The sequence below is a fragment of the Sphingomonas sandaracina genome, assembly GCF_036663695.1.
GTDB lineage: Bacteria > Pseudomonadota > Alphaproteobacteria > Sphingomonadales > Sphingomonadaceae > Sphingomonas.
This window is the reverse complement of sequence record NZ_JAXOJK010000004.1, coordinates 202,781-223,062: the sequence shown is the minus strand read 5'-3', so window position 1 is coordinate 223,062 and position 20,282 is coordinate 202,781. Positions and strand designations below refer to the sequence as shown.

The 20,282-nt window shown below is 65.8% G+C and carries 18 protein-coding genes; 9 read left to right on the top strand and 9 right to left on the bottom strand.

The window, feature by feature from the left end; genetic code table 11:
* Positions 1-32 precede the first annotated feature (32 nt).
* The 4 genes from U1707_RS13900 to U1707_RS13885 all read left to right on the top strand — a co-directional run bounded on the left by U1707_RS13900 (position 33) and on the right by U1707_RS13885 (position 3,513).
* Complete coding sequence (locus U1707_RS13900) at positions 33-1,151, top strand: extracellular catalytic domain type 1 short-chain-length polyhydroxyalkanoate depolymerase (RefSeq protein WP_332800670.1); 1,119 nt, start codon at positions 33-35, stop codon at positions 1,149-1,151.
* Between the two features lie 251 nt (positions 1,152-1,402).
* Complete coding sequence (locus U1707_RS13895) at positions 1,403-2,776, top strand: MATE family efflux transporter (RefSeq protein ID WP_332800669.1); 1,374 nt, start codon at positions 1,403-1,405, stop codon at positions 2,774-2,776.
* A gap of 86 nt (positions 2,777-2,862) precedes the next feature.
* Positions 2,863-3,081: a hypothetical protein gene (locus tag U1707_RS13890; protein ID WP_332800668.1), complete on the top strand. Its 219-nt coding sequence runs from the start codon at positions 2,863-2,865 to the stop codon at positions 3,079-3,081.
* Between the two features lie 36 nt (positions 3,082-3,117).
* Positions 3,118-3,513, top strand: coding sequence for an MAPEG family protein (locus tag U1707_RS13885; RefSeq protein WP_332800667.1), 396 nt, complete (start codon positions 3,118-3,120; stop codon positions 3,511-3,513).
* 24 nt (positions 3,514-3,537) lie between these two features.
* Here U1707_RS13885 and mmsB read toward each other — a convergent pair whose 3' ends face one another.
* The 4 genes from mmsB to U1707_RS13865 form a co-directional block, all read right to left on the bottom strand.
* Positions 3,538-4,470 carry a 3-hydroxyisobutyrate dehydrogenase gene (mmsB, locus tag U1707_RS13880; RefSeq protein ID WP_503676859.1) on the bottom strand — a complete coding sequence of 311 codons (933 nt, stop codon included), beginning with the start codon at positions 4,468-4,470 and terminating at the stop codon, positions 3,538-3,540.
* Positions 4,471-4,563: 93 nt separating this feature from the next.
* The gene (locus U1707_RS13875; protein WP_332800665.1) at positions 4,564-5,340 is read right to left on the bottom strand and encodes an enoyl-CoA hydratase; all 777 of its coding nucleotides are present in this window, start codon (positions 5,338-5,340) and stop codon (positions 4,564-4,566) included.
* Between the two features lie 139 nt (positions 5,341-5,479).
* Complete coding sequence (locus U1707_RS13870; protein ID WP_332800664.1) at positions 5,480-6,523, bottom strand: enoyl-CoA hydratase/isomerase family protein; 1,044 nt, start codon at positions 6,521-6,523, stop codon at positions 5,480-5,482.
* Positions 6,524-6,638: 115 nt separating this feature from the next.
* Complete coding sequence (locus U1707_RS13865; protein WP_332800663.1) at positions 6,639-7,796, bottom strand: acyl-CoA dehydrogenase family protein; 1,158 nt, start codon at positions 7,794-7,796, stop codon at positions 6,639-6,641.
* Between the two features lie 91 nt (positions 7,797-7,887).
* Between U1707_RS13865 and U1707_RS13860 the strand changes: the two genes are divergently transcribed.
* Positions 7,888-8,232, top strand: coding sequence for a GIY-YIG nuclease family protein (locus tag U1707_RS13860; protein ID WP_443025700.1), 345 nt, complete (start codon positions 7,888-7,890; stop codon positions 8,230-8,232).
* Positions 8,233-8,320: 88 nt separating this feature from the next.
* Here the strand turns inward: U1707_RS13860 and U1707_RS13855 are convergent, their stop codons facing one another.
* The gene (locus U1707_RS13855; protein WP_332800661.1) at positions 8,321-9,847 is read right to left on the bottom strand and encodes a CoA-acylating methylmalonate-semialdehyde dehydrogenase; all 1,527 of its coding nucleotides are present in this window, start codon (positions 9,845-9,847) and stop codon (positions 8,321-8,323) included.
* Positions 9,848-9,954: 107 nt separating this feature from the next.
* On the opposite strand from U1707_RS13855, the gene U1707_RS13850 reads away from it, so the two are divergent.
* Both U1707_RS13850 and U1707_RS13845 read left to right on the top strand, forming a co-directional pair.
* Entirely contained in the window at positions 9,955-10,902 is a 948-nt protein-coding gene (locus U1707_RS13850; RefSeq protein WP_332800660.1) for a LysR family transcriptional regulator, read from the top strand.
* Between the two features lie 51 nt (positions 10,903-10,953).
* A complete protein-coding gene (locus U1707_RS13845) occupies positions 10,954-11,271 on the top strand; it encodes a hypothetical protein (protein WP_332800659.1) in 318 nt (105 codons plus the stop codon).
* Positions 11,272-11,444: 173 nt separating this feature from the next.
* Here U1707_RS13845 and U1707_RS13840 read toward each other — a convergent pair whose 3' ends face one another.
* The 4 genes from U1707_RS13840 to U1707_RS13825 form a co-directional block, all read right to left on the bottom strand.
* Entirely contained in the window at positions 11,445-12,527 is a 1,083-nt protein-coding gene (locus U1707_RS13840) for an acyl-CoA dehydrogenase family protein (protein ID WP_332800658.1), read from the bottom strand.
* A 4-nt stretch (positions 12,528-12,531) separates the two neighbouring features.
* The gene (locus U1707_RS13835; protein WP_332800842.1) at positions 12,532-13,728 is read right to left on the bottom strand and encodes an acyl-CoA dehydrogenase family protein; all 1,197 of its coding nucleotides are present in this window, start codon (positions 13,726-13,728) and stop codon (positions 12,532-12,534) included.
* 239 nt (positions 13,729-13,967) lie between these two features.
* Complete coding sequence (locus tag U1707_RS13830; protein WP_332800657.1) at positions 13,968-15,500, bottom strand: alginate export family protein; 1,533 nt, start codon at positions 15,498-15,500, stop codon at positions 13,968-13,970.
* 51 nt (positions 15,501-15,551) lie between these two features.
* Positions 15,552-16,901: a dicarboxylate/amino acid:cation symporter gene (locus U1707_RS13825; protein WP_332800656.1), complete on the bottom strand. Its 1,350-nt coding sequence runs from the start codon at positions 16,899-16,901 to the stop codon at positions 15,552-15,554.
* A 208-nt stretch (positions 16,902-17,109) separates the two neighbouring features.
* Between U1707_RS13825 and U1707_RS13820 the strand changes: the two genes are divergently transcribed.
* Both U1707_RS13820 and U1707_RS13815 read left to right on the top strand, forming a co-directional pair.
* Positions 17,110-18,894 (top strand): sensor histidine kinase, encoded by a 1,785-nt coding sequence (locus U1707_RS13820; RefSeq protein ID WP_332800655.1) that lies wholly within the window; start codon positions 17,110-17,112, stop codon positions 18,892-18,894.
* Positions 18,891-20,216, top strand: a complete 1,326-nt coding sequence (locus U1707_RS13815; RefSeq protein WP_332800654.1) for a sigma-54-dependent transcriptional regulator — start codon at positions 18,891-18,893, stop codon at positions 20,214-20,216. The genes U1707_RS13820 and U1707_RS13815 overlap by 4 nt, the downstream gene beginning before the upstream one ends.
* Positions 20,217-20,282 lie beyond the last annotated feature (66 nt).

Sequence of the window (20,282 nt, the reverse complement as noted above, 5' to 3'; positions counted from 1 at the left end):
CGAGCAGGTGCGCGACGAAAGGCTCGATTCACGTGAGAAACATCGCCGATACCATCGCCCGCATGGCGCGTGCCGGAGCGCCCACGCCGCGCGATACCACGCCCAGTCGCCTGACGCCGCTGACCGAATTCGGCACAAATCCGGGTGCGCTGCTCGGCTATGTGTACGTGCCCGCGAACTTGCCGTCGGGTGCGCCGCTGGTGGTCGTCCTGCACGGCTGCACCCAGACGGCGGCGGGTTATGATCACGGTTCGGGCTGGTCGCGGCTCGCGGATCGCGCCGGCTTCGCGCTGCTGTTCCCCGAGCAGACTCGCGCGAACAATCCCAATCGCTGCTTCAACTGGTTCGCGTCGGAGGACACCGCACAGGCCGGCGGCGAGGCGGAATCCATAGCGCAGATGACCGAGACGATGATCACGCGTCATGGCCTCGACCGCAGCCGCATCTACGTGACCGGGCTGTCGGCGGGCGGCGCGATGACGATGGCGATGCTCGTGACCCGGCCGGACCTGTTCGCGGGCGGGGCGGTGATCGGCGGGCTCGCCTATGGCACCGCGACCGGCGTGTCGCAGGCGCTCGACCGGATGCGCGGGCATGGCGACACGAGCGATACCGCGCTGGTCGACATGGTCCGCAGCGGCGCTCGTGGCCACGACGGACGCTGGCCGACGCTCGCGATCTGGCACGGCGGCGCGGATGCGACGGTCAGCGTGGCGAACGCGGACACGATCGCGCGGCAATGGCGCGGCATCCACGGCGTCGATGCGAAGGCGGTCCGCGAGGAACGCATCGGCACCGCCGTCCACCGGATCTGGTCGGATGCGGAAGGCCGCGACGTCGTCGAGGACTGGACCGTGCCGGGCATGGGCCACGGCACGCCGATCGATCCGGCGCGCGGGGAACGCCTGGGGGCCGCGGGGCCGTTCATGCTCGACGTCGGCATCTCCAGCACGGCGGTAATCGCCAAGTCCTGGGGTCTGGTCGCTGCCGGGAAGGCCGAGACCGCGGCCAAGCTGGCACCGGTCGAACGCGTCGCCAAGATCGCGATTCCCGTCTCGCCGAAACCTGCGTCGAAGCCACGCGCCGAGTCACCCGCCGGTATTCAGGCCACGATCGAGAACGCCCTCCGCGCTGCCGGATTGATGCGGTAGCGCGGATATCCGCGTGGTTCGGATCACCTGCCCCCTCCCGTCATCCTGACGAAAGTCAGGATCCAGAGCCGCAAGGGACACCGTTCGTTACCCTGGATACTGACGTTCGTCAGGATGACGGCGTTGGTTGGTACGATCCGGTGGCATTATCCCGGCGCCATCGAATCGGATTGCTCGGGCGTACTCCTCCTCTGACGGGAACCAGCCGGTGAGGTCATCGACTTGGCTGTGAACCCGGCTAAAGCCAGCGCATGACGTCCATCCCGCCCCGCCCCTGGCGCACCGAGTTCGCCGCCACGCTGAAACTCGCCTGGCCGCTTGTTGCGACCAACCTTGCGCAGGCGCTGGTCGGCGCGACCGATGTGGCGATGCTCGGCCGGCTCGGGTCGGACACGCTGGCGGCGGCGACGCTGGGGCTGAACCTCTATTTCGTCTTCCTGATCTTCGGCATGGGGCTGACCACTGCCGCAGTGCCGATGATCGCGCGCGAGCGGGGCGCGCGGCCGCATGCGGTGCGCGATATCCGGCGGACCGTGCGCCAGACGATCTGGGTCGCAGCCACGCTCTGCATCCCGTCCTGGATCGTGCTCTGGAATGCCGAACCGATCCTCGTCCACCTGCTCGACCAGGATCCGCTTCTGGCGCACGAGGCGGCGCGGTTCGTGCGCGCAGTCATGTGGGGGATGTTGCCGAGCCTGTGCTTCCTCGTCCTGCGCGCGTTCGTCGCCGCGCTCGAGAAACCTGCCTGGTCGCTGGTGGTGATGCTCGGGCTGCTGATCGTCAACGCCGGGCTCAACTGGCTGCTGATCTTCGGCCATGCCGGCCTGCCCGCGCTCGGCCTGCTCGGCTCGGGGATGGCAAGCAGCATCGCCAACGGCCTCAGCTTCGTCGCGATGGCCACCGTCATCGTCTACGTAAGGCCGTTCCGCCGCTATCGCCTGCTCGGCCGGTTCTGGCGCGCCGACTGGCCACGATACCGCGCGGTGTGGATACTGGGCCTGCCGATCGCGATTACGCTCGGGTTCGAGTCCACCGTGTTCATCGCCGCCGTGTTCCTGATGGGGCTGCTCGGCACCGTGCCGCTCGCCGCGCATGCGATCGCGATCCAGATCGCCAGCGTCACCTTCATGGTCCCGCTCGGCATCGCCCAGGCTGCCACCATCCGGGTCGGGCTCGCCTCGGGTCGGGGCGACCGCGCCGGCATCGGCCGCGCCGGCTGGACCGCGTTCGCGATCGGCGAGGGCTTCATGGTGCTGACGGCGGCGTTGCTCGTGCTCGCGCCGCAACTCCTGATCGGCATCATCCTCGATGTCGAGGCGCCTGCCAACGCGCCTGTCGTGGCGCTCGCCATCTCGCTGCTCGCGGTCGCCGCGGTATTCCAGGTGGTTGACGGCGCGCAGGTGATCGGCGCGGGCATGTTGCGGGGGCTGGGGGATACCACGGTACCGATGGTCTTCGCGGCGATCGGCTATTGGGGAATCGGCATCGGCGTCGGCACTTGGCTGGCGTTCGGTCGCGGCTGGGGCGGCGTCGGCATCTGGACCGGGCTGGCGACCGGATTGGCGGTGGTATCGGTGCTGATGATGACCCGGTGGCAGGCGCGCGAACGACTTGGCCTCGGCTAAGGCTCGCTTCGCCTCTTTGTCCGACAATAGCGATACAGGAGCGCCGGCAACGTGTTAACGTGCGTTACACCATAGGAGCCTGACATATGCCTGATCAAGACCGCATCGTCGCGATCGGGTTGCTCACGCAGCGCGACGTATTCGCGCTCGGCCATGACCTGTCGCGCGTCTATCCGATCAACGAGATGCCGTGCTTCGGCGCTCTGCTCGGCAAGATCGACGATGCTGACCGCGCCTTTCACCGTGCCAGCGATGCGCGTCAGACGGTCGTTCCTCTCCAATGCAGCGCAACTTCGCTGGCATAGCCGCGTTCGAGACCCGCTGCCCCGCGGAGATCGATGATGACGTTGCCTACCGAATTGTTGCTGCTTGGCTGGTCGACGGTCCTGCTGTTCGCCTATGTGATGATCCAGGGACAGACCGCCACGCGCGACCGTGGGCTCGACTGGAATGCCGGCTCGCGCGATGGCGAACAGAAGCCGCTCGGCGAGATGGCCGGCCGCGCCGAACGCGCACTGAAGAACTTCCAGGAAACCTACCCGGTGTTCGTTGCGCTCGCACTCGGGCTGGCCGTGGCCGATCGCACCGGCGGTATCGGTGCGATCGGAGCCTGGCTCTGGTTCGGCGCGCGGATCGCCTACATCCCGCTCTACCTGTTCGGCATCAAATATGTCCGCAGCCTGTGCTGGCTGGTGTCGATGCTCGGCCTGCTGCTGATGCTGATCCGGTTCCTCTAAGGCTCAGTCGCGCGCCCGCTTGTCTCAAAGCGTGCGGATGATCGCCGAGAAGTCGAGCCCACCCTGCCCGGCCTCGGCGAACGCCTCGTAGCGCTCCGCGGCTTTGGCCCCCATCGGCGTATCCGCGCCAGTATCCTTCGCCGCCGCCATCGCGAGCCGCAGGTCCTTCAGCATCAGCGCCGCCGCGAAGCCGCCCTGATAGTCGTGATCGGCAGGCGTATCCGGGCCGATGCCAGGCAGCGGCGCATACGTCGTCATCGACCAGCTCTGTCCCGAAGAGACGCTGGCGATGTCGTAGAACGCCTGCGCATCGAGCCCGAGTTTCTCCGCCAGCACGAACGCCTCGCAGGTCGCGATCATCGTCGCGCCGAGGATCATGTTGTTGCAGATCTTCGCCGCCTGCCCCGCACCGTTCGCGCCGGCGTGGATGACCGCCTTGCCCATGTCGGCGAGGATGACGCGCGCCCGATCGAACGCCTCGGCCGAGCCGCCGACCATGAAGGTCAGCGTGCCCGCATTGGCCGCACCGATCCCGCCGGACACAGGCGCATCGACCGCAACGAGCCCCTTGGCCTGCGCGGCTTCGGCGACCTGCCGGGCGGTGGCGACGTCGATCGTCGAACAGTCGATCAGGATCGCGGACGGCGACGCGACGGCGAACAGAGCGTCATACACCTCGGCGACATGCTTGCCGGCGGGGAGCATCGTCACGATCGCCTCGGCACCGTCGGCGGCTTCGGCAGCGGACGCGACCGGCAGGCAGCCGGCAGCCTTCGCCTTGTCCAGCGCGTCGGCGCTCAGATCGAACGCGCGGACGTCATGCCCCTTCTTGGCAAGGTTCGCGGCCATGCCGCCGCCCATGTTGCCGAGCCCGATGAAACCGATCCGTGCCATGTTCTCTCTCCTACTTCTGCCGCCGCGACTGTGTCGCTCGCGATACGAAACTCGCCCCGTCATCCTGACGAAAGTCAGGATCCAGAGCCAAACAGCACCTCCGCCCGTAACCCTGGATCCTGACTTTGGTCAGGATGACGGGCGGCGGCAGGCGCGTTACTTCCCCGACCAGGTCCCGGCGCGCTTCTCGACGAAAGCCGCCATGCCTTCGCTCTGGTCAGCCGTCCCGAACAATCCGTGGAACAGCCGCCGCTCGAACTGCACGCCCATCGCGAGCCCCGTCTCGAACGCCGCGTTGACCATTTCCTTGTTTGCCAGCACCGCCAGCGGCGCCATCGCCGCGATCGTCGCGGCGGTCTTCACCGCCTCCTCGACCAGATCCGCGGCGGGGACGATCCGCGAAACCAGTCCCGCACGCTCGGCTTCTTCGGCGTCCATCATCCGCCCGGTCAGGCACATCTCCATCGCCTTGGCCTTGCCGACCGCACGCGTGAGCCGCTGCGATCCGCCCATGCCCGGCGACACCGCCAGCTTGATCTCCGGCTGCCCGAACTTGGCGGTATCGGCGGCGAGGATGAAGTCGCACATCATCGCCAGCTCGCACCCGCCGCCGAGCGCATAGCCCGCTACCGCCGCGATCACCGGTTTCCGCGTCCGCGTGAAATTTTCCCACCCGGCGAAGAAGTCGCTCGCGTACATTTCCGCGAACCCCTGCGACTGCATTTCCTTGATATCCGCCCCCGCCGCGAACGCCTTGGCCGAGCCGGTCAGCACCGCGCAGCCCTGAGACGCATCCGCATCGAACGCGGCAAACGCAGCGATCAGGTCGGCGAGCACCTGCGAATTGAGCGCATTCAGCGCCTGCGGCCGGTTCAGCGTGACGAGCGTGACGCCACCGCGCTGCTCGACGAGGATCGTTTCGTAGTCAGCCATAATCATCTCCAATTTCTCGTCATCCTAGACTCGATCCAGGATCCAGAGCCACGAACGTCGTAGCTTGTAACTCTGGATCCTGACGTTCGTCAGGATGACGGTTTTAGCCCGGCGTTCAGACTTTCGTCAGGGTGACGGATCAGCCCGGCGTCCACGCCTCGTTCTCCGGCAACGACGCGAAAATCTGGTCGATCACATGATCGGTCACATCCTCAGGCGTCGCCGGATCCCAGCGTGGTGCATTGTCCTTGTCGACGATCACCGCGCGCACGCCTTCGATGAAGTCGTGCCGCTGCACGACATGCGCGCCGATCGCATATTCCTGCCGCATCTCGTCCGCGAAACTCGCCATCCCCGCACCTTCGTGGAGCAGGCGGAGCGACACCTTCATCGTCTGCGGCGACTTGGTCTTCAGAGTCGCGAGCGTATGCGTTGCCCACTCCCCACCATCGGCGGCGAGCGCGGCGTAGATCTCCTCCAGCACGTCCGACGCGAACAGCCGGTCGATATCGCTCTTCCGGGCGAGGATCTTCGCGTCGGGAGCAGCGGTCGCCAGCGCATCGAGCACGTCCGCGATATCCTGCGGAGTCTCGGCGATCCGTGCCTTGGCGGTGTCGAGCGCATCGCTCGCCAGATACTGCGTCGCCAACCCCAGCGCGAGACACTCGGCACCATCAAGCCGGTGCCCCGTCAGCGCCAAATACTGCCCGATCCGCCCCGGCAACCGCGACAGATACCAGCCGCCGCCAACGTCCGGGAACAGCCCGATCCCCGTCTCCGGCATCGCGAACTTGGTATTCTCGGTCGCGACCCGATACCGGCACGGCAGAGCAAGACCGACACCGCCGCCCATCGTGATCCCGTCCATAAAGGCGACGATCGGCTTGGCATAGGTGAACAGCCGGTGGTTCATCCGATACTCGGCATGAAAGAACGCCCGCGCCTCGACGCCATCGGTAGCGCCGGAAGCGGCAAGCATGCGGATGTCGCCGCCAGCACAGAACCCACGCCCTTCGGCATGATCGACCACGATCGCCTCGACCGAAGGATCGCCGCGCCACGCTTCGATCGCCTCCAGAACACCTTCGCACATCGCGAGGTTCAGCGCGTGCAACGCCTTAGGTCGGTTCAACCGAATACGGCCGACAGGCCCTTCACTCTCGACGATCAGATCATCGGTCACCCGTTCACCTCCAAAGCACCATCTCCGCGTCTCCGCGCCTCCGCGTGCAAAAATTTTTGATTCACGCGGAGACGCGGAGCCGCGGAGCAGAAGGAATGAGCAAAGCTGCGCGAACTCACTGCCGCGTCAGCTCGCGACCGACGATCATCCGCATCACCTGGTTCGTCCCCTCAAGGATCGAATGCACGCGCAGATCGCGCCAGAAGCGCTCGATCGGATAGTCCTGCAGATACCCATAGCCGCCATGCAGCTGCAACGCGCGGTCGACCACCGACGAGCCGGTGTCGGTCGCCAATCGCTTCGCCATAGCCGCGAACTTGGTCTTGTCGGGCGCATTCGCCGTCACCTTCGCCGCCGCGATATACAGCAGCGCGCGCGCCGCCTCCAATTCGGTCGCCATGTCCGCCAGCATGAACTGCGTGTTCTGGAAGTCCGCGATCGCCTTCCCGAACTGCTTGCGGTCCTTCGTATAGGCGATCGCCTCGTCGAGACACCGCTGCGCGCCGCCGAGCGAGCACGCGCCAATGTTCAACCGCCCGCCGTCGAGCCCCATCATCGCGATCCGAAAGCCCTCGCCCTCGCCGCCCACCATGTTCGCCGCCGGCACACGGACGCCGTCGAAGATCACCTGCCGCGTCGGCTGCGAATGCCAGCCGAGCTTCTTCTCGTTAGCGCCAAACGACACGCCCAACATGTCCTTCTCGATTACCAGGCACGAGATGCCCTTCGGCCCATCCTCACCGGTACGGACCATGGTGACGTACACCTCGTTCTCGCCCGCGCCCGAGATGAACTGCTTCGAGCCCGTCACGATCCAGTCGTCGCCATCGCGCACCGCCCGCGTCTTCAGCGCAGCCGCGTCAGAGCCCGAGCCCGGCTCGGTCAGGCAATAGCTCGCCAGCCGGTCCATCGTCACGAGATCGGGCAGGTACTTGTCCTTCACCGCGGCCGATCCGAACCGGTCGATCATCCACGCCGCCATGTTATGAATGCTGATAAAAGCGGACGTCGAAGGGCACCCGTACGACATAGCCTCCATGATCAGCGCCGCTTCGAGCCGCCCGAGCGCGATCCCGCCGCTCTCCTCACTGACATAGATCGCCGCGAAGCCGAGTTCGGCCGCGGCCTTGATCGTCTCGCGCGGGAAGATGTGCTTCTCGTCCCACTCGGCCGCATGCGGCGTGATCCGGTCGGCGGTGAAACGGCGCGCCAACTCCTGGATCTCGCGCTGGTCGTCGGTGAGGTCGAATTGGTTGGAGGTGAACTGGTTCATCGTGGTCCTATCTCCGTCATGCCGGGCTTGACCCGGCACCCAGAGCCACGGACGCCGGTGTTCGTGGCTCTGGGTCCTGACGTGCGTCAGGATGACGATTGGGGGAAATGACGTGGATCGGCAACCGGCTGTCTACATCCTCGCAAGCTGGCGCAACGGAACGTTGTATATTGGCGTGACGTCCAACCTCATGGCGCGGATCGTTCAGCACCGTGCCGGGTCTTTTGGCGGGTTTACCCGAATGTACGGCGTTAAACGGCTTGTCTGGTTCGAGATGGCCGACACGATGGAAGGCGCTATCGGACGCGAGAAGCAATTGAAGAACTGGCACCGCGCCTGGAAGATCGAATTGATCGAAGCCGGCAACCCGACATGGCACGATCTGGCCGAGGACTTGGGACTCGGACCGCTCCCCCAACCGTCATCCCGGGCTTGACCCGGGACCCAGAGCCACGAGCCCCTACGCTTGCCGCTCTGGGTCCTGACGTCCGTCAGGATGACGGGAGAAGGAGCGCCCACCCCCCTCACCCCATCGTCGGAATAACAAACGCGTCGGTATTCCGCGCAGGCCCACCATCCTCGGCCATCGCCGGCAACGCCGACCCGTCTGGCCAGCGCTGCGTGATCGTCTTGACCTTGGTCCAGAACTTCACGCCCTCCATGCCGTGCTGGTTGGTGTCCCCAAACGCCGAGCGCTTCCACCCGCCGAAGGTGTGATACGCGACCGGCACGGGAATCGGCACGTTGATGCCCACCATCCCGACGTTCACCCGCGCCGCAAATTCGCGTGCCGCGTGGCCGTTACGCGTGAAGATCGCGACGCCGTTGCCGTATTGGTGCTCGCTCGGCAGCCGCACCGCCTCTTCGAAATCGGCGGCGCGGACGATCTGGAGCACCGGCCCGAAGATCTCCTCCTTGTACGCCGACATTTCCGTCGTCACGTGATCGAACAGCGACGGCCCGATGAAGAAGCCCTTCTCATGCCCCTGCAACACGAACCCGCGCCCATCGACGACCAGTTCCGCGCCCTCGTCCACGCCGGTCTGGATCCAGTTTTCGATCCGGGTGCGATGCGCCGCATTCACCACCGGCCCGTAATGCGCGTCGTTGTCCGTCGACACGCCCACGCGCAGCGCAGCGATCGCCGGGATCAGCTTCTCGCGCAAAGCGATTGCGGTCTTCTCGCCGACCGGCACCACCACTGGCAACGCCATGCAGCGCTCGCCGGCACTCCCGAACGCCGCGCCCGACAGGTCGGCGACGACCTGGTCGAGGTCCGCGTCGGGCATGACGATACCGTGGTTCTTCGCGCCGCCCATCGCCTGGACGCGCTTCCCCGCCTCGACACCGCGACGGTACACGTAATGCGCGATGTCGGACGATCCGACGAAGCTCACCGCCGAGATCGCGGGATGATCGAGGATCGCGTCGACCATTTCCTTGTCGCCGTGGACGACCTGGAAGATGCCCTCGGGTAGCCCCGCCTCGACGAACAGCTCGCCGAGCCGCACCGGCACCGACGGATCACGCTCGCTGGGCTTCAGGATGAACGCGTTACCCGTAGCGATCGCGACTCCGCTCATCCACAACGGGATCATCGCCGGGAAATTGAACGGCGTGATTCCCGCGCCGATGCCGAGCGGCTGACGCATAGAATAGACGTCGATTCCCGGCCCCGCGCCCTGCGTATATTCGCCCTTGATGATTTGCGGTATGCCGCAGCAGAACTCGATCACCTCCAGCCCGCGCTGGATGTCGCCCTTAGAATCCGCGATCACCTTGCCATGCTCGGACGACAGCAGCCGCGCCAGCTCGTCCATGTTCGCTTCGACAAGCCGCTTGAACTCGAACATCACGCGAGCACGCCGCTGCGGATTGGTGGCGGCCCAGCCAGGCTGAGCCTTTTTCGCGGCCGCAACCGCAGCATCCAGATCGACCGCGCCCGACAGCCGTACCCGCGCCTGCACCTCGCCCGAATTCGGGTCGAACACCTCGCCGAAGCGCTCGGCCGTGCTGGCCGCACCGCTCACGAAATTCTCGATCGTCCGCATGGGCATCCTCTTCTAGTTGGGCGCATCGTCGGCCATAAGTGTTTCGCAGCCAAGTACGGCTGTTTGCAGATTCGCTCTGCAGATATGCAGCTTAGGGTGAGGCGGTCATGGATTGGGACGACGTCCGGTATTTCCTCGCTCTGGCGCGCACGCACCGGCTCGGACCAGCCGCGAAACTGCTCGGGCAAGACGCGACAACGGTCTCGCGACGACTCCAACGTCTGGAGCGGCGACTCCAGACGACGTTGTTCGAACAGACCGTCGCCGGCTACGCATTGACCGAACGCGGCGCGGCACTGCTCGACCATGCCGAGACGATGGAGGCCTCCGCGCTCGGCATCCAGGAGGTCGTCGGTACCGACGCAGGCGTGCTGGCCGGGCCGATCCGGTTGAGCGTCTCGGAAGGCTTTGGCAGCCGCATCCTTGCACCCCGCCTCGCATCGTTCACCAACCAGCATCCGCGGATCGCGATCGACCTGATCGCCTCGACCGGGTTCCTCAATCCCTCACGGCGAGAGGCAGATATCGCGGTGATGCTCGCGCGTCCGAAGAGTGGACCGCTGGTAGCGCGAAAGCTGACGGACTATCACCTCGGTCTCTACGCGCATCCGGATCACCTCGCGCGGACGGGGCCGATCGCGACAACCGCGGACCTGATGCGCCACCGCCTGATCGGCTATGTCCCCGACATGATCTATGCGCCCGAACTCCGTTATCTGGCGGAAATCGACGGGCGGCTCGATGCGTCGATCCGCAGTTCGAGCATCGTCGCGCAGGCCGAACTGATCGCGGCCGGCGCCGGGTGCGGGATCCTGCCCTGCTTCATCGGCGACGGCGTGCCGGGCCTGGTGCGCCTGTTGCCCGGCGCGATCGATATCCAGCGCTCGTTCTGGCTCGTCGTCCACCGCGACGTCCGCCGGATCGCGCGGATCGACCGGTTCATCGCCTGGCTGGACGCGACGATCGGCAAGTTGAAGCCGCTGATGCTGGGCGACACGTTTCAGTCCGCTGCTGCCCAGTCCACCGCTGCCCAGCCGTTTGCCGCGCCGGAGTGAGCGCCGTATGACGCGCATCGCGGCGGCGTTCCGCCCGTCCGGAGTAACAGCGTGACCCCGACCTTCTACCACAAGATGATCGACTGGATCGGCGACGGCACCGGATTGCCCGATACGATCCTCCACATTCACGCCGGCATGGCGCTGCTGATGCTCGCGCGGCTGGTCACGCGGCGTTCGTTCGGGACGTTCATCCCGTGGTGGGTCGTCGTCGCGGGCGAAGCGTTCAACGAGATCATGGACCGGCTGAACTTCGGCTCGTGGCGGTGGGAGGATACCTCGCTGGATATCCTCAATACGCTGTTGTGGCCGACGGTGATCTGCCTCGGCGTGCGGCTGCGCCCGATGATCGGGAAGCGTCGGCGATAGGACGGGGCGGGATTTGGCCGAAACCTAGCCCGTAACCTGACATGCCCCCCTCCCTGAAAGGGAGGGGTTGGGGGTGGGTTGGCCGATTGGCGACTACTCGGAATCCCAAGCAGCCTACCCACCCCTAGCCCCTCCCTTCCAGGGAGGGGAACGCGTTGTGATCGAGACTTAACTCAGCCCAGCGCGATGTAGCGTTGGAGGTGGTGGTCCTCGTCGCCCAGCTGGTGGTCGATCATCACCAGGCGCTTGGCGTAGTGCGACACCGCATATTCCCACGTCATGCCGATGCCGCCGTGAAGCTGGATCGACTCTTCTGCGACCAGCGCGCCAGTCCGCCCGATCGTGTATTTCGCCGCTGCGAGAGCACGTTCGCGCGCCTTGTCATCGTCGCCATCGAACACCGATGCTGCGTTGATCACTGCCGATTGCGCCTGTTCGATCTCGAGTAGCACCGTCGCCATGCGGTGCTGGAGCGCCTGGAACTTGCCGATCGGCACGCCGAACTGCTTCCGGTCGCGGAGGTAGCCGAGCGTCGCCTCCTTCACGAACGCCATCGCCCCGAGCGCTTCCGCCGACAGCGCGAGCAGGCCTGCGCCAACCGCCGCATCAACGATTGCCTGCCCCTGCCCCTCGCCGCCGAGCCGCGCCTCGGCGCCGAGCGTCACACCGTCAAACGTCACGTCCCCTGCGCCACCGCCCTCAACGACGTTGTAGCTGCGGACCGACACCCCGGCCGTGTCCGCCGGCACGAGCAGCACGAGTGGATCACCATCCTGCTCGACCGTGACGACGAACACCGACGCCGCACCAGCCTGCGATACGACCGCCTTCGTCCCGGCGAGTGTCCAACCTTCGCCGCTCTTCATCGCAGTAACAGGGGGCTCGCCATCCTCATGCGCGAATGCGGCGATCGTCTCGCCGGAGACGATCCCGGCCAGCGTCTCGTCATGCCCGCCAGCCTTCGCCAGCGCACGCCCGGCCATCAGCGCGCCGAGGAATGGCTCGACCACCAGCGCCTGACCGAGCGCCTCGAACACCACCATGATGTCGAACCCACTGCCGCCGAAACCGCCAGCCGTTTCGTCGAACAGCGCGGACACGATGCCGAGCTCGGTCAACTGCCTCCAGACCGCCGAGTCGTACCCCGCATCGCTATAGGCCCCAGCATTGCGCGTATCGATCGCATACCCGTCCCGCAGCGCGCGAACGAGTGTGTCGGCCAGCATGCGGCGGTCGTCGGTGTGTTCGAAGTTCATGTGATCACAGACCCAGGATGGCTTTGGAGATGATGTTCTTCTGGATCTCGTTCGACCCGCCGAAGATCGACAGCTTGCGGTTGTTAAAATAGCTCGGCGCCGCCATCGCTGCGTCCTCCGGCCCGACATCCTCGCCGTTCCAACCGGCTTCCAGAGCCTCGGGTATGTAGGGCGCCGCATACGATCCATAGGCGCGGCGGGTCAGCGAGGTGATCTCCTGGCGGATCTCGGTGCCCTTGATCTTGAGCATCGAGCTTTCCGCCCCCGGCGCACCGCCGCCCGCGACCGCCGCGAGCACGCGCAGATTGGTCGTCTGCATATTGGCCAGATCGATCTCGACGCGCGCCATCCGCGCTGCGAACAGCGGATCGTCGGCCAGTGCACGGCCGCCCTTCTTCTGCGTCTGTGCAACCTCCTTCAGTCGCTCGAACGAGGCGATCGAGAAGCCGACGCCGGCGATGTTGGTGCGCTCATAGGTCAGCAGGTACTTGGCATAGGTCCAGCCGAGGTTTTCCTCGCCGACGAGGTTGGCGATAGGCACCTCGACGTCGGTGAAGAAGACTTCGTTCACCTCCTGCTCGCCGTCGATCAGCGTGATCGGGCGGACTTCGATGCCGGGCGACTTCATGTCGATCAGCAGGAACGAGATGCCCTCCTGCTTCTTCGCGGTCGCATCGGTGCGGACGAGACAGAAGATCATGTCGGCATGCTGGCCGAGCGTCGTCCAGGTCTTCTGGCCGTTGACGACATAGACGTCGCCCTTCCGCACCGCGGTGGTCTTTAGTCCGGCGAGATCGGAGCCCGCGCCCGGCTCGGAATAGCCCTGGCACCACCAGTCGGAACCGTCGAGGATACGCGGCAACCACTGCTTCTTCTGCTCTTCCGAGCCGTATTTGATCAGCACCGGCCCGAGCATGTTCACCCCGAACGGCACCACGCGGGGCGCGTGGGCGAGCGCGGATTCATTGTCGAAGATGAAACGCTGGATAACGCTCCAGCCCGGACCGCCCCACTCCTCGGGCCAGTGGTTCGCCAGCCAGCCGCGCTCGTTGAGGATGGCGTGCCATTCCTCCATGTCCGATTTGCGCAGCCGCTTGCCTTCGCGGACCAGCGTGGAGAGGCGAGCGGAAAGTTTGTCGCGGAAGAAGGCGCGAACCTCGTCGCGGAACGATTCTTCCTCGGGCGTGAAGCTGAGATCCATGGCCATGTGACTCCTGATGATGGAGCCCATGTGCCACAGTCGATTACGAAATTGAAGGACCGGTATGGTCGAAATCGGAGAAAACGCTGGCCGGAGCGACGCAGGTTAATCCAGCCGGTATCGCAGTACGTCCCGTCATCCTGACGAAAGTCAGGACCCAGAGCCAAGAACGTTAGCGCCTGTGACTCTGGGTCCTGACTTTCGTCAGGATGACGGAGGGGGAGGGCAGCCCACGCCTATCAGAACCGGTAGCTGATCCAGCCCGCCAGGAAGTCGGAGTTCTTATACCCCGCATTCGTCAGCGCCGGCCCCGCGATCAGATGCTCGTACCGCCCGGTGAAGGACAGCCGCGAGCTGATCGGGTACACTGCCTGGAACCGGATCGTGTCGGCGATCTTCTTGCCCCCGAAATTCTGCGTCCCCGCGAACGCGGACCCGTTCGCGCGGTACACCGCGTCGCTCGTCGTATCGCGCCATGACAACTGGTATTCCGCCGTCAGCCGCAGCTTGCCGAGCGTGGTGAAGCTGAAGTTCGGCGCCACCGCGATCAAATTGGTCGGCGTCGCGAACAGCTGATAGCTGTAATAGATGTTGTTGCCGAACGGCGCGAGCGAGTTGCGCAGCGTCCCCGTGCCGTACGCGCCACCACCGCTGGCATAATCCGCATGCACGCCGACGCGCGGTGCGCTCTTGCCCGCGCCCAGCTTGTAGGTCTGCGCCAGGAGTATCAGCCACGCCTTGATCGAGCGGTTGTCGTACGAACCGCCCTGATAGTTGATCGTCCAGTCGAGGTTGACCGGCCCCGCATCGCCCCAGACGTGCAACCCGTAGAAGTTACGCACTTCGCGCGCCGTATCGGTGCCCCATACCGCCGAGCGGTTGCGCAGCCGCCAGAGGAACGGATCGACGTACAGCTTCGACCCGCCGAACAGCGTTTCCGGTACGACGATGCCCGTCGAGATGCCCGAAAACCGCCGTGCGCTCTCGGCATTGTCGTCCTGTGTTCCCCCATTGCCATAGGATGTAGGCTTGAAATCGAACACGTCGGCGCGGACGCCGGCCGTGCGCGCCCAGGCGCGGAAGCCGTTGAACCCGAAATACAGCGTGTTGTTGTCGCGCGGCACGACCAGCAGGTTCGGTCCGTCCGCAAACGTCTGGCGACCATAGCGCACGCCCAGATCGACATCGGCGACCGTCCCGGTCACGTCGACGAACGCCTGCTGCACCGCCAGCCGGTTGCGCAGATTGGGCAACGCGGTGCCGAGATTCTGCCCCTCCAGCGTGCCGTGCGCCACCTCGCCATAGAAGCGAAGGTGCTTGCCGACGTGCAGATCGGCACCACCGAACAGGCGGAGAATGTCCTGACGTTGGGCTTCGGCATCGCGCAGATTGGGGTTGGTCGTCTCGTTGACGCGCAACCGTGCCTCGCCCGACAGCGTCAGGTACACGTCGCCGTCACCGGCGATCGAGATGAACTTCAGCTGGTCGACGATGTCCTTGCGCTTCTTGGGATCGCGCAGCTTCGACCAATCCTCCGCCCAGCGCGACTGGTTGTAGCCGCCCGCCGTCGTACCGTCGCCGATCGCGGCGTTGGGATAGCTTTCTGCGATCGGCGAGGCCTCGGCGGTGCTCGACGATTCCTTTGCCAGCCGTCCGGTCGGGTTGGGGGCGGCGGTCTGCGCCATCGCGGTGGTCGATACGGCGAGCATCGAAAGCGTAAACGCGGTCATGCCGGCCGCATATGCCATGCGGCGCATCATCATCGTGGTCATATCGAATATCCGGTACAGGACGCGGGGCCGGACGTACCGACCCCGTACGCGTCAGTGGGCAGGAGCCGCGATCGGTGCGGTCGTAACGGCAGGTGTCAGTTCGGGCAGCTTGCCCGACAGCGCCGCGTCGAGCTTGTCGCGGTCGAGTGCACCCTCCCAGCGGGCGACCACGATCGTCGCGACCGCGTTGCCGATGAAGTTGGTGAGACTCCGGCACTCGCTCATGAAGCGATCGACGCCAAGGATCAGCGCCATGCCGGCGATCGGCACCGTCGGCACGATCGACAGCGTGGCCGCCAGCGTGATGAAGCCCGCGCCGGTAACACCCGCCGCACCCTTCGACGAGATCATCGCGACGACCAGCAGCAGGAGTTCCTGACCGAGCGTCAAATGCGTGTTGGTGGCCTGCGCGATGAATAGCGCCGCCAGCGTCATGTAGATGTTGGTGCCGTCGAGGTTGAACGAATAGCCGGTCGGCACGACCAGCCCGACGACCGACTTCTCGCAACCGGCCGCTTCCATCTTCTGGATCAGGTTCGGCAGTGCTGCTTCCGACGACGACGTGCCGAGGACCAGCAGGAGTTCAGCCTTCAAATACTTGATCAGCTTGAAGATCGAAAAGCCGGTAAGCCGAGCGACCGTGCCGAGGATGACGATCACGAACAATGCAGCCGTCAGATAGAAGGTCGCGACCAGCGCGCCGAGATTGGCGAGGCTGCCGATCCCGTATTTGCCGATCGTGAACGCGATCGCGCCGAACGCGCCGAGCGGTGCCGCACGCATCAGGATGCCGACTAGCTTGAAGACGATCAGGCTGAGCCGCTCGAGGAAGTTCAGCACCGGCTTGGCAGGCTCGCCGACCAGGCTCAGCGAGATGCCGAACAGGATCGCGATCAGCAGGATTTGGAGGATGTTACCGTCGGTGAACGCGCTGACCATCGTGTCCGGGATGATGCTCATCAGGAACCCGGTGATCGTCGTCTCGTGCGCCTTGACGGTGTAATCCGCGATGCCCTTGGTATCGAGCGAGGCAGCGTCGATGTTCATCCCCGCGCCTGGCTGGACGACGTTGGCGACGATCAGGCCGACAATCAGCGCCAGCGTCGAGAAGAACAAGAAGTACGCGAACGCCTTGCCTGCGACGCGACCGACCGAACCCAGTTCCTTCATGCCCGCGATGCCGGTCACGAGCGTCAGGAAGATTACCGGTGCGATGATCATCTTCACCAGCTTGATGAAGGCATCGCCGAGTGGCTTCAGCGCCGCGCCGTAGGTCGGGTAGAAATGCCCGAGCGCCGCGCCGAGCGCGATCGCGATCAGCACCTGGATATAGAGCTGGCCGCTCCAGCGCTTGCGCGCGGGCGTCTCCGCGACGCCATATGTCTGGGTGGGTAGGGTCAACATCGCCTCCTGCAAATCCTCGTCCACTCACACGGGACGTTATGTGGGACGGTAATGCCGGGCCGAACCCGGGACTACAAGGGCCGAGCGAATGGACCGTAAAACGTTGGTTTTTAGCCATTTACCGACATACCCGTTTTTCGGACGTGCGAAGAATGCCACTTTTCGCGGATAGCGCGACCATCATGTGTGTGATAATCCGCACACCATGGCCCGACTTCGATCCCCCCTTTTCATCGCCGCGCTGACGGTGCTGCTCGCGTTTGCGGCACTGGGCGTGATCGTCGCAGGGGTCGCCTCGATCTATGGCCAGCGCGCTGCGGACGACGCGCGCGCGAGCGTCCGGATGCGCGCGGTGCAGCAGACGCGGAGCAACCTTCGTCTGCTCGAAGCGGAGTTGCAAACGTATCGCCTGCTACCGATCATGCTCGGCGAATATCCCGATGTCCGTGCCGCGCTGGCATCGGGCAAAGTCGACCCCGCGCTCAACGCCAAGCTCGCGCTGCTGGCCGAGCGCACCGGCGCCCCGGTGATCTACGCGCTCGATACGCAGGGCATGACGATTGCCGCCTCCAACGCCGCGCGTCCCGACAGCTTTCTCGGCCACGACTACCGGTTTCGCGACTATTTCACCAAGGCGATGGCCTCTGGTGCGACCGAGTTCTTCGCACTCGGCAGCGTCAGCGGGCGCCCGGGACTCTATCTATCGCGACGGATCGACCGCGCCGGCCGGCCGCTCGGCGTCGTGGTCGTCAAGGTCGAGTTCGAAAAGATCGCGCGCGCGTGGATTCAGGACCGGATGGCGACCTTCGTCACCGATCCCGACGGCATAATCCTGATCTCCAGCGATCCGAAGCTGGAGTTCCGTACCACCCGCCCGCTTTCGCCTTCGCGTCGCGCTGCGCTGGTAGGGACGCGGCAGTTCGGCACGTCGCCGCTGACCCCCGCCCCGCTGACGCTCGCCGAAGGAGTGTCACGGCTGCCCGACGGGTCGCCTGCGATCACGGTGTCGCTGCCGGTACCGATCTCTGGCTGGCGGCTGGTGCATATGGAGCCGCTCGATGCCGCCCTGCGTACCGCTGCGGCGCGCACGCGCTGGGCGACCGCGATCGCCGCGTTGCTGACGATCGCCGCGATGCTCGGCGCATGGTGGCTGTACGAGCGGCGCAAGCGCCACGTCGGCGCTCGCGCAGAGCTAGAGGCCGAGGTCGCACGCCGCACCGCCGAGCTTAGAGCTACCGCCGATCGCCTCCAGATCGAAGTCGAACAGCGCGAGGCGTCCGACCAGCGCTTTCGCCAGGCGCGCGAGGAACTGGCACACGCTAACCGCGTCGGCTCGATCGGCACGATCACCGCCAGCGTCGCGCACGAGATCAACCAGCCGGTCGCTGCGATCCGCACCTTCGCCGACAACGCCGCCGCCTTTCTGGACCGCGGCGAACCAGCGCGCGCGGCAACCAATCTCCAGTCGATCGTCGACCTCACCAGCCGGATCGGCACGATCACCGCTGGGCTCAGGCGCTACGCCCGGCGCGGCGCAGGATCGATCGGCCCAGTCGCGCTCGACGAGGCAATCGACGGCGTCCGCCTGCTGATAGGCGACCGCTTCCGCGCCAAGGGTGTGACGCTCGACCTGCCGAACGGTCCCGAAGCGCGACTGACGGTGATCGCCGGCCGCGTCCGCCTCGAACAGGTCCTGGTCAATCTCCTCCAGAACGCGCTGGATGCGGTCGCCGATCGACGCGACGCTCGGGTCAGCGTCACGGTCGGACGGAAAGGCCGCGACGTCGTGCTGACCGTCGCCGACAACGGCCCCGGCATCGACGCGGCGATCGTCGACCACCTCTTCACCCCGTTCGCGACGAGTAAGAAGGACGGCCTCGGGCTCGGTCTCGGCATCGCGCGCGACATCATGACCGAGTTCGGCGGCACGCTCGACCTCGTCCCCGCTCCAGAAGGCGCCATCTTCCGTATGATCCTGGTGAAGGCATGAGCGAGCAAGCCGTTTTGCTCGTCGACGACGATGACGTTCTCCGCGGTGCGCTGGAGCAATCGTTCGAACTCGCCGGCATCGCGGTGATCGCCGAGCGCGACCCGACCGTCGCGCTCGCCCGCGTGACCGCCGGGTTCGAAGGCGCGGTCGTGTCCGACATCCGCATGCCGAAGATGGATGGCCTCGAACTCTTCCGCCGGATCGCCGCGATCGACCACGAGATCCCGGTGCTGCTGATGACCGGCCACGGCGATGTCGCGATGGCGGTCGCCGCGCTCAAGAATGGCGCGTTCGACTTCATCCCCAAGCCGTTCGCGACCGACCACCTGATCGCCGCCGCGCGGCGTGCGCTGGAAATGCGCAGGCTCGTCCTCGACAACCGCCGTCTCCGCGCCGCCGCCGAGGAAACGATCGGCGCCGAACCGCTGATCGGCGAGACCCCGGTGATGGTCCGCCTCCGCGAAACCATGCGGCAGATCGCGCAGGCCGATATCGACGTGTTGATTGAGGGGGAGACCGGCACCGGCAAGGAACTCGTCGCCGTCCTGCTCCACCGCTGGAGCAACCGCCGTTCCCGCCCGTTCGTCGCGGTCAATTGCGCCGCGCTGCCCGAGGCGGTCGCGGAGATCGAGCTGTTCGGCCACGACGGCGATTCCCGCCTGCCGCGCATCGGCCGGATCGAGGCGTCGAACCGCGGCACGCTGTTCCTCGACGAGATCGAGAGCACGCTGCCGGCGTTCCAGGCGAAGCTGCTCCGGGTCTTGGAGGAGCGCGAGGTGATGCCGGTCGGCGGCGACCTCCCCCGCGCGCTGGACCTCCGGGTGATCGCCGCTGCCAAACCCGGTCTCGATCACGCGGTCGAAGAAGGGAGGTTCCGCTCCGACCTCCTCTTCCGGCTTGACGCAGTACGGCTGCGACTCCCGCCCCTGCGGGAACGTCGCGACGACATTCCGCTGCTGTTCGGTCACCTGCTCCACCAGGCGGCGGAGCGGTTCGGCCGCGAGGTCCCGACGATCGACACCGCGACGCTGGCGTATCTCGGCCAGCACGACTGGCCCGGCAACGTCCGCGAACTGGACAACATGGCCAAGCGGCTGGTGCTCCGCGTCGAGGCCGAAGACCCCGCCGACGAAGACAGCGACATCCCCCTCCCCGCCCGCGTCGACAAGTTCGAGGAAGCCACCATCCGCGCCGTGCTCCAGCAGGTGAGTGGCGACGTGCGGTCTGCGCTGGCGGCGCTCGGCATCCCGCGCAAGACGTTCTACGATAAGCTGAAGCGCCACGACATCGACGTCGAGGCGTATCGCCCGACCAAAGGCTGACGCCCCGCTGCTGGTGGAACCGGGGTTCGATGCCCCACCCGTTCGCCCCAAGGGAGGTCGCACCCC

What these genes read in the sequence shown, in the direction of transcription:
- U1707_RS13895 (WP_332800669.1), top strand. Translation starts at nt 1,403, where the DNA reads ATGACGTCCATCCCGCCCCGCCCCTGGCGCACCGAGTTCGCCGCCACG.
- U1707_RS13890 (WP_332800668.1), top strand. Translation starts at nt 2,863, where the DNA reads ATGCCTGATCAAGACCGCATCGTCGCGATCGGGTTGCTCACGCAGCGC.
- U1707_RS13885 (WP_332800667.1), top strand. Translation starts at nt 3,118, where the DNA reads ATGACGTTGCCTACCGAATTGTTGCTGCTTGGCTGGTCGACGGTCCTG.
- mmsB (WP_503676859.1), bottom strand. Translation starts at nt 4,470, where the DNA reads ATGACGGGGCGAGTTTCGTATCGCGAGCGACACAGTCGCGGCGGCAGA.
- U1707_RS13875 (WP_332800665.1), bottom strand. Translation starts at nt 5,340, where the DNA reads ATGGCTGACTACGAAACGATCCTCGTCGAGCAGCGCGGTGGCGTCACG.
- U1707_RS13865 (WP_332800663.1), bottom strand. Translation starts at nt 7,796, where the DNA reads ATGAACCAGTTCACCTCCAACCAATTCGACCTCACCGACGACCAGCGC.
- U1707_RS13860 (WP_443025700.1), top strand. Translation starts at nt 7,888, where the DNA reads ATGACGATTGGGGGAAATGACGTGGATCGGCAACCGGCTGTCTACATC.
- U1707_RS13855 (WP_332800661.1), bottom strand. Translation starts at nt 9,847, where the DNA reads ATGCGGACGATCGAGAATTTCGTGAGCGGTGCGGCCAGCACGGCCGAG.
- U1707_RS13850 (WP_332800660.1), top strand. Translation starts at nt 9,955, where the DNA reads ATGGATTGGGACGACGTCCGGTATTTCCTCGCTCTGGCGCGCACGCAC.
- U1707_RS13840 (WP_332800658.1), bottom strand. Translation starts at nt 12,527, where the DNA reads ATGAACTTCGAACACACCGACGACCGCCGCATGCTGGCCGACACACTC.
- U1707_RS13835 (WP_332800842.1), bottom strand. Translation starts at nt 13,728, where the DNA reads ATGGATCTCAGCTTCACGCCCGAGGAAGAATCGTTCCGCGACGAGGTT.
- U1707_RS13830 (WP_332800657.1), bottom strand. Translation starts at nt 15,500, where the DNA reads ATGACCACGATGATGATGCGCCGCATGGCATATGCGGCCGGCATGACC.
- U1707_RS13820 (WP_332800655.1), top strand. Translation starts at nt 17,110, where the DNA reads ATGGCCCGACTTCGATCCCCCCTTTTCATCGCCGCGCTGACGGTGCTG.
- U1707_RS13815 (WP_332800654.1), top strand. Translation starts at nt 18,891, where the DNA reads ATGAGCGAGCAAGCCGTTTTGCTCGTCGACGACGATGACGTTCTCCGC.